Source organism: Corynebacterium sp. HMSC14B06, from assembly GCF_001807075.1.
GTDB lineage: Bacteria > Actinomycetota > Actinomycetes > Mycobacteriales > Mycobacteriaceae > Corynebacterium > Corynebacterium jeikeium_D.
In genome coordinates this window covers 95,161-103,297 of sequence record NZ_KV787370.1, presented here as the reverse complement: position 1 = coordinate 103,297, position 8,137 = coordinate 95,161, and the positions used below count along the sequence as shown (strand labels likewise).

Annotated in this window: 8 protein-coding genes and 3 tRNA genes (1 of these 11 cut by a window edge); 7 read left to right on the top strand and 4 right to left on the bottom strand. The window is 56.3% G+C overall.

Annotation, left to right across the window (positions count from 1 at the left end):
* From HMPREF3130_RS05075 to HMPREF3130_RS05065, 3 genes are all read left to right on the top strand, one after another.
* Positions 1-29: transfer RNA gene (locus HMPREF3130_RS05075), tRNA-Val, on the top strand (it extends 66 nt beyond the left edge of the window).
* Between the two features lie 66 nt (positions 30-95).
* Positions 96-170 (top strand) — tRNA-Val (locus HMPREF3130_RS05070).
* A 27-nt stretch (positions 171-197) separates the two neighbouring features.
* Positions 198-270, top strand: a tRNA-Gly gene (locus tag HMPREF3130_RS05065).
* Positions 271-604: 334 nt separating this feature from the next.
* Here HMPREF3130_RS05065 and HMPREF3130_RS05060 read toward each other — a convergent pair.
* Complete coding sequence (locus HMPREF3130_RS05060; RefSeq protein ID WP_005509579.1) at positions 605-1,102, bottom strand: ferritin; 498 nt, start codon at positions 1,100-1,102, stop codon at positions 605-607.
* 103 nt (positions 1,103-1,205) lie between these two features.
* On the opposite strand from HMPREF3130_RS05060, the gene HMPREF3130_RS05055 reads away from it, so the two are divergent.
* From HMPREF3130_RS05055 to msrB, 3 genes are read left to right on the top strand one after another with little or no spacing between them, the layout of a single operon-like run.
* On the top strand, positions 1,206-2,018 hold the full coding sequence (locus HMPREF3130_RS05055; protein ID WP_070429452.1) for a dihydrofolate reductase family protein: 813 nt from the start codon (positions 1,206-1,208) through the stop codon (positions 2,016-2,018).
* An 11-nt stretch (positions 2,019-2,029) separates the two neighbouring features.
* Positions 2,030-3,418 carry a glycosyltransferase family 87 protein gene (locus HMPREF3130_RS05050; RefSeq protein WP_246815112.1) on the top strand — a complete coding sequence of 463 codons (1,389 nt, stop codon included), beginning with the start codon at positions 2,030-2,032 and terminating at the stop codon, positions 3,416-3,418.
* Entirely contained in the window at positions 3,411-3,836 is a 426-nt protein-coding gene (msrB, locus tag HMPREF3130_RS05045) for a peptide-methionine (R)-S-oxide reductase MsrB (RefSeq protein WP_070429450.1), read from the top strand. The genes HMPREF3130_RS05050 and msrB overlap by 8 nt, the downstream gene beginning before the upstream one ends.
* 91 nt (positions 3,837-3,927) lie before the next feature.
* Here msrB and hemQ read toward each other — a convergent pair whose 3' ends face one another.
* The 3 genes from hemQ to hemE all read right to left on the bottom strand — a co-directional run bounded on the left by hemQ (position 3,928) and on the right by hemE (position 7,404).
* Entirely contained in the window at positions 3,928-4,626 is a 699-nt protein-coding gene (hemQ, locus tag HMPREF3130_RS05040) for a hydrogen peroxide-dependent heme synthase (RefSeq protein WP_070429449.1), read from the bottom strand.
* 84 nt (positions 4,627-4,710) lie between these two features.
* Complete coding sequence (gene hemG, locus HMPREF3130_RS05035) at positions 4,711-6,189, bottom strand: protoporphyrinogen oxidase (protein ID WP_083276338.1); 1,479 nt, start codon at positions 6,187-6,189, stop codon at positions 4,711-4,713.
* Positions 6,190-6,294: 105 nt separating this feature from the next.
* The gene (gene hemE, locus HMPREF3130_RS05030) at positions 6,295-7,404 is read right to left on the bottom strand and encodes a uroporphyrinogen decarboxylase (protein WP_016422662.1); all 1,110 of its coding nucleotides are present in this window, start codon (positions 7,402-7,404) and stop codon (positions 6,295-6,297) included.
* 134 nt (positions 7,405-7,538) lie between these two features.
* Here hemE and HMPREF3130_RS05025 point away from each other — a divergent pair, with 134 nt between their 5' ends.
* Positions 7,539-8,129, top strand: a complete 591-nt coding sequence (locus HMPREF3130_RS05025) for a DUF3000 domain-containing protein (RefSeq protein WP_042388665.1) — start codon at positions 7,539-7,541, stop codon at positions 8,127-8,129.
* Positions 8,130-8,137 lie beyond the last annotated feature (8 nt).

Here is an 8,137-nt window from a genome sequence, read left to right as displayed (position 1 = left end):
GGTCGCGGGTTCGAGTCCCGTCATCCGCTCAGTGCAAAACCCCCTTCTCCTGGAAGGGGGTTGCGCTTGAAAGCTTCTATATAGCTTTTACCCCAGCGCGATTAGCTCAGTGGGAGAGCGCTTCCCTGACACGGAAGAGGTCACTGGTTCAATCCCAGTATCGCGCACCACGTAAGCCCTTATGGGCGAGCGTATTTGCGGATGTAGCGCAGCTGGTAGCGCATAACCTTGCCAAGGTTAGGGTCGCGGGTTCGAGTCCCGTCATCCGCTCAGACTAACCCCCTCCCCGGGTATCCGGGAGGGGGTTTTCGTTTAACCTTTGCTAGGCAACCAGTTTCATTGAGTCCTACCGCTCCCCTGGGTTAAGCAGGAAAAATGTTGTCCGGCAGGCGTCTCGGCTGGCAGCTTTCCCAATTCGGCGAGCTCTGCTGAGCAGCTCGCTCGTCTAAAGGCTATGGATGGTCAACCCAGAACCGCTCCACAAATTTCGGTTTGCCTGGACGCCAAGCCCATCAATTGATATCCCAGCTGAATAGAAATGACCGCCCCAGGGCTAAGTGCCTGGGGCGGTCATTTCTATCGAAACTGTGAACCGAGCTCAATATTAAGCTGCGTCGCGAGCGCCAAGCTCCCGGTCGATACGTAGCAGGCCAGCACCGTTGTCGCCGACAATCTCCAGGCGGCCGATGATGCCACGCACGGTGTCCTCTTCCTCAATCTGCTCAACCACGAAGCTGTCCAGCAGCGGGCGGGAGTCGAGATCACCCTCGCTATCAGCAAGCTTGCGGAGGTTACGGATAGATGCCGAAACCTTTTCTTCATGCTCAAGAGCGATGCGGAATGCATCGATTGCGGAAGTGACCTTCACCTCCGGTGCGTCGACAGCACCAATCTGCGGGTGGTTGTCGCGAGCATCGAGGTGTGCGATGAACTGGTTCGCGTGATCAACTTCCTCATCCGCCTGTGCACGCATCCACTCTGCCATGCCGGAGAGATCCAGCAGATCCAGCTCGATTGCCAGCTGGCGGTAGACGTGGGAAGCGGTGAGCTCCATAGTGATCTGGTCGTTGAATGCCTTCTCAAGAGTATCTGTTAGTCGCATGCCCCTACTATAAGCCCAACCCTCATAAATGACAACGATTATAATACTTCCCTTATAAGCCAGGCCTTGCCTATTTTGCAATCGTCGGCTTAACCTCGGCGGTATGGCTACACTCACCTCCAGAAGCCCATCAACCGATGAAGTTTTGCAGTTTCTTTCTCGACCTGCGCAAACGGCACATGATTCAGCAGCGGTACCCCTCGCCACCTCCACCGTCACTGCCATCGCCGTCACCAGCTTGGACGGACGCGGCGCCGTCGAAGGCACCTCAGGCCAGCTTGGGAATGACACCGATGCCACGGTTTTCAACACGCTTCGCGCGCTTGCCGACGTCGTTTTCGTTGGTACAGGCACCATCGCGGCTGAGGGTTACGGGCCAGTTGAGATACCGGAGTACCTAGAGACCGTTCGACAGAAGCTAGGTCGCTCCAAGCACGTGGCGATGTCCACACTCTCGCGCTCGTTGGATTTAGATATAAAATCCGACTTTTTCGCGAATGCAGAAGTCAATCCTCCGATAATCTTCACCCAGACTGAAGATGCTTTTAATGATGAAGAGGCAAAGACCGCTCACAAGGACAAAGCTAGAAAGATGGAATCGGCCGGGGCTCGCGTCGTTAAGCTCCCTGATCCCTCGGTAAAAGCGGCGTTAGCGTGGCTGGCTGAACATGGGTATCGAGACATTGTCGTAGAGGGTGGGCCGACGATGTATCGAGAAGCATTCGAAAACGGGTGCGTCGACGAACTGTTCCTGACGTTGTCGCCGATGTGGGTGGGTAACGGTCCCCTGACTTTCGGAGAGAACGACCCTGATGAGGACTCGAACTCGACGAACCCGCAGGCTTTTGAAGTGCGGGATATCCTACATTCCGACTCACACATCTTCCTACGCTATTCCCGCAGCTTCACCCAGTAGGGTGGAGTATTGTGAGTAAACCAAAAATCGACGTGAGCGCAAGCGCAACGGCATTAACGCAAACGTCCAAGGACACGCCAGAGACAAATTCGGTGGCAACACGCCCTCTGTCTCGGCACGTGTCGCGAGGACTCAGCGCTTTCTTGTGGCCTATCGCAGCTGTGGTGGTTTTTCACCGCACCTGGGTTTTGCCGAAAGACGTTTCTGGCACAGATGATTTTACGACGGTCTGGTCGGCAATTAATCGATTCGTATCGCAGGTACCCGTTTATTCGGAAGACTACGTAACAGCCGATCCGCACTATCTGTATTCCCCAGGCGCTACCCTACTTTTAGCCCCGATTGATTTGTTCGGCTCGCTTGAATCGGGCCGAATCTGGTTTGCGGTGTTTCAGTCAGCTGCAATCATTGCGGCAATTGTATTGCTGCTGAGGTGGCTTGGTATTGCGCGCTCTGGCCCCATCATTCCAGCGTCGATAGCACTGCTCTACCTCACGGAACCCGTTACCAACACCCTTGATTTTACGAACGTCAACGGTTCACTGTTCCTTGCATTAGTGCTGTTTTTTATTGCTCTGACCGAGCGGCGCAATATCCTGGCCGGCCTGATCATCGGTATCGCAATCACCATTAAACCTGTTTTCTTGCCAATGCTGTTCCTACCGTTCATGCGCAGGCAGTTCTCTACGGTACTGACCAGTATCGGAGTGGTAATTGCAGCCAATGTCATTGCGTGGCCGCTCATGGTCCAACCACGTGACTACCTAGATATCACTGTCCCCTACCTGGGAGTTGTCCGTGACTTTGCAAATGCTTCACTGACTGGGCAGCTTGTTTGGCTGGGTGCCCACCCGACACTGATTTTGCTGTGGCAGATCTTTTTCGGCATTTTTGTCTTGGTATCCGTCGTGCTCCTTCTTCGCTGGCTCGAAAGGGATGAGAAATTCTGGATTGCTACGACTTCCGGAGTTCTCTTCACCGGCGCGTTCTTCCTTTCCAGCCTGGGACAGCAGTACTACTCGATGACACTCTTGCCAATGGTTCTCACCGTGCTTCGCCCATTGGTTTTGGCTCGCGACAATGAAGGAAATATTGGTTCGACAGTCATGTTGAATTGGGGCGCAGGACTCGGAGTCGTACTCTGTTTCTTCTACGCCAATTGGTGGATTGATGAAGATGACCTCTTTTTCCCGTGGTTCACAGTTGCAATCGGCGGTATTGGTTGGGCCGTTCTAATCCTCTCCATCACGGCAGCACTCATTCGAATGACGATTGTGGATGCCGTCAATGGCCGTAGCTTTGCATCCGGCTTCAGCTGGCTAAGCGACTGGAAGATAGCAGGCAGGAAGTCTAATCAGGAATCTAATCTCAAATCTGAGGAGGCTATTCAGAATGGTTGAATCACATAGCGAAGACTGGAATCTGAGCGAAGAAGAATGGCGCGAACGCCTCAGTGCCGCGGAGTACCAGGTTTTGCGTCAGGCAGGTACTGAACGCGCCTTCACCGGTGAGTACACCGATACCGAGACTCAAGGTGTCTACCGCTGCCGGGCCTGTGGTTACGAGCTGTTTCGGTCGAACGAGAAGTTCGACTCTCACTGCGGTTGGCCATCCTTCTTCTCTCCACTAGCTGGAGACCGGATTATTGAGCGCCGAGACACGAGCCTCGGTATGGTCCGTACCGAAGTGCTGTGCAGTCGTTGCAATTCTCACCTCGGCCACGTCTTTGAGGGTGAGGGATATAATACTCCGACCGACCTGCGTTATTGCATCAATTCAATTTCACTCACGCTGGAACCGGACAAGACGACTGAATAACTAGATAGAGAAGCAGCGCCGCTGGTCAAAATCCCGTCAGTTAACGGGGCTTGACCAGCGGCGCTGCTGATTCTCTCGTTGATTGCGTGAGCTACGGCAGAACGTTGATAATCTCTGCGATGTCATCGACGCGACGGCCCGTGTGGAACGGAATCTCTTCGCGGACGTGCAGACGAGCCTCGGTGTAACGCATCTTCCACATCAAGTCCACAATGCGGTCGAGCTCCGGCCCCTCGAATGCAAGGATCCACTCGTAGTCACCGAGTGCGAACGCCGGGACAGTATTGGCGCGCACATCCGGGTAGTCACGACCGGCCATACCGTGTTCAGCAAGGATACGTCGACGCTCGGTCGGCTCCAGCAGGTACCAGTCGTAGGAACGGACGAACGGGTAAACCGCAATCCATCGTCCCGGCTCTTCACCCATGATGAACGACGGCAGGTGCGACTTGTTGAACTCAGCTGGACGGTGCAGCGCAGCGTTCGACCAGTGCGGAGTGGATGCCTGGCCGAGCGGAGTCTCGCGCAGGAAGGCGTTGTAGAACGCCTGCAGGTCTTCCAGCTTCTCTGCGTGAATCCAGAACATGAAGTCAGCTTCAGCACGCATGGCCGAAACGTCGTAGAAACCACGGATGATCAGATCAGTGTCTTCGTAACGAGCCAGGAATTCCTTGGTCTTAGCCACTGCCTCTTCGCGGTTATCACCGAGTGCACCAGGGGTCACCTTGAAGGCAGACCACATGGTGTAGCGGATGGTGTCGTTGAGCTTCTTGAAATCGAGCTTGGTCATTAGTTGTCTCCTAGTTCGGTTGAAAGGTTTGTTTACAAACGATGGGTCAGCGCCAGTTGCGTACTCAGCACCAATCTCGCAGCTTTATCCCAGCTCCGCAGCAATCTTGCTGGCCGCAGCCTTGGCGTTGGAAATACATTCCGGAATGCCCGGGCCACTGAGCCACGCCCCTGTCGCTGCAAGCTTAGGCACCTCGTCCAACTCCTGGCGAGCAAAATCCATCAGGCCTTCATGCCCCATATCGAAGCGTGGAATCCCCGCCCACCAACGCTGGACGAAAACCGCTGTCGGTTCGGCATCAAAGCCAGTCGCCTTAGCCAAATCCGCCTTTGCCCTGGCGATGAGGTCCTCGTCGCTGCGATGCACGTGCGAGTCATCATCAAAACGTCCGAAACTTGCCCTCACAACGGCACCGTAGCGCTCACCAATATGTGGCCACTTCCGGGACGACACTGTGAAAGCTTTCGCGGACAGATCCGCACCAATCTCGCACAACACACCGTTGATCTCCGGCAGTCCCTCGGACGAGTCGAAACACATACCGACCACCGCCGAGTTAGACGTGTCTACCCCACCAATGAGCTCAGCCGCCTCTGGCGCAAGATTGCTCAACAGCTCCGATGTGGTTGCAGAAGGTGCCGCCACGACAACGCCGTCGACGTCGATAGTGCTAACGCTCGTGCCGCTTTCCGACGGCAGTTCCACAGTGACCTCAAAGCCATTGTCATGCTGCCGCAGACCAGTAGCCTTCGTCGACAAGAGGAGTTCGGCTCCCGATTCGTCGACAAGCGTGTTGTAGAGAACCTCGAAGCCATCGCGGAACGTTTGGAAGACCACCGGTCGATTCGTCTTCGTCGAGTCTGTCGCAGCCTCACTGCTCAGACGCGCCTGCTGCGCCTGCTTACGTGCTTCCAGAACGCGCTGGACAGCGCCGGTGAGGCTGACATGATCACCGACACTAGCCATTTCATCAAGCGCTGCCGCCAACTGTGGGATGGTCGCACGCAGGCCCAGGTCGTATGCGGTGGTTGAGTAGACGCCTCCGAGCAGCGGGGAGACGATGCGGTCAACGACTTCCTCACCGAGCCGCGCCGCGACCAGCTGGCCGACATTCATGTCGTCACCCAGTACCCAGTGCAAGGCTGGAGTGAGCTCGGGGTTCGACTCGGCATCAATCTTGGCGAGGGTGGCCTCGCTGAGGAGGTAGCCCAACCCTTCTGAACTTCCTGGAATACCGGTGACCGTGTTACGCGGAAGGTCCTTGAGTTCACCGCCAATGTAGAGCTTGGAAGGCAGCCCCGAAGGGGCGACTAGCTGATCTGCCAACCCGAGTTCCTTGAAAAAATCGGTGGCATCGTGACGGAACGCCAGGTACGCCTCAGCGCCCGCTTCGAGAGGGCCGTTAGTTCCTGTTCGAGTCTTCAGCTTGCCGCCGACCTGTGCACTGGACTCGATGACAATTATTCTTGCGGCGGGTCCGAGCTTTTTACGCAACTCATACGCTGCGCTCAGGCCGGAGATACCGCCACCTATGACGGCAATGGTAGAAGGTTGTGCAACCACGGTATTTCGTACGCTTTCTCTATGCCCGCGCCTCGAGCGGGCACGGTCGATAAGACTTGTAGGAAATTAGCTAGTGCGTGTTTTACACGCCTGTTGCGTCGGCTTTTACGTTGCGTGAATGATCTCAACGGCGCGCGTAATCGCGTCGGCATCGGTATTCGGTAGCACCCCGTGACCCAAGTTGAAGATATGTCCACGGGCGTCACCACGCTTAATTGCACGGTCCGTCTCAGAGCAGATGCGCTGAATCTCTTGGGTCATTGCATCTTCACCGGCAAAGAGAATCGCCGGGTCAAGGTTGCCCTGCAATGCAAGGCTGTTTTCCGCCGGGTCTGCGCCTCGGTGAACGTCGGAAAGCGTGGCACGAATGCGGTTGGCAGCAACGTCCAGTGGCACGCGCCAGTCGACGCCCATGACTTCTGGGCCGGCTTCAGCCATCGCACCGAGAAGCTCGCCGGTGCCCACACCGAAGTGGATGCGCGGAATGCCGGCGTCGGCGACAGCCTGGAAGATTTCCTTCGAGTACGGCAACACAAAGCGGCGGTAATCACGCTCGGTGAGATAGCCAGCCCAGGAGTCGAAGAGCTGAATAGCGTCCACACCAGCGCCAATCTGCGCGCGCAGGAAAGCAATCACCATCGGAGTGATTTTCTGCATCAGGTGATCCCACAATTCAGGGTCCGAGTGCATCAGCGCCTTAGTGCGCTCGTGATTGCGGGATGGACCGCCTTCAATCAGGTACGACGCCAAGGTGAACGGTGCACCGGCGAAACCAATGAGTGCCTGGGTATCAGTCAGCTCTTGCAGAATGAGGCCGATACCCTCGGCCACCGGAGCGAGTTGCTCTTCCGTGACTTCCGGTAGAGCCTTGATGTCTGCTTCCGAGCGCACCGGAGTATCCATTACTGGACCGCGGCCAGGAACAATATCCAGGTTGACACCCGCAGCCTTCAGCGGCACGACGATATCGGAAAAAAGAATCGCAGCATCAACGTCGTGCCTACGTACCGGCTGCATAGTAATCTCAGCGAGCAGTTCCGGACGGAAACAGGAGTCCAACATACCGATGTCCTTGCGCACCTCACGGTATTCAGGCAGTGAACGACCGGCTTGCCGCATAAACCACACCGGGCGGCGCGACGGAGTTCGACCGTAAGCTGCATCAAGAATCGGGGCATCAGTCAAAGTGCGACGATTGTTCATACGGACAATCATGCCCCACTTACCTTAGAAATTGATGTGTGGGGTACTAAGAACAGGGAAATCGCTCGCCCTGCTGTGCGTTTTCGACGAACCGCTTGGTCGCTTCCCACTCTTTTCGGCGCGCCTCCCACTAACGCAAGCGTCATATGGCTAAGTTCAGGCGCGTGAATGGAACCGATTCAATGCCACAGAACTTCCGCGCCGCGGTCCAGTCAATGCACTCTGCTGAACTGCGACCTGAGATTGCTCTGGGCACCGTTCGGCCACCGCAGAAGCTGGCACCGTTTAGCCACGCTGTCTCGCTTGAGGTCACGCAGCCCGAAGCTGATATCGTCCCCGAGTCCTCGGACGACGATGCCTTTGGTCGTTTAATTTTGCTCCATGACCCCCGCAGTGAGGAAACCTGGGACGGTGACATGCGCTTGGTTGCATACATCCAGGCGGATATGGACGCCTCCCTCGCGGAAGATCCGCTGCTTCCCCAGGTTGCCTGGCAATGGCTCACCGAGGCTCTGGCTGAGAACAACGCCGAACTGTCGAACTTGGGTGGCACGGTGACTACTACGAACTCTGTCCGCTATGGCGAGATCGGCGGCAAGCCACAGGCCTTTCAATTAGAAATGCGCGCATCGTGGACTGCTCGTGGCACCGACCTGCGCACCCACGTTGAATCCTTCGCTCAGGTACTAGCGAACGTCGCTGGTCTGCCACCCGTCGGCGTTTCCCTGCTGGGCTGATACCGGCG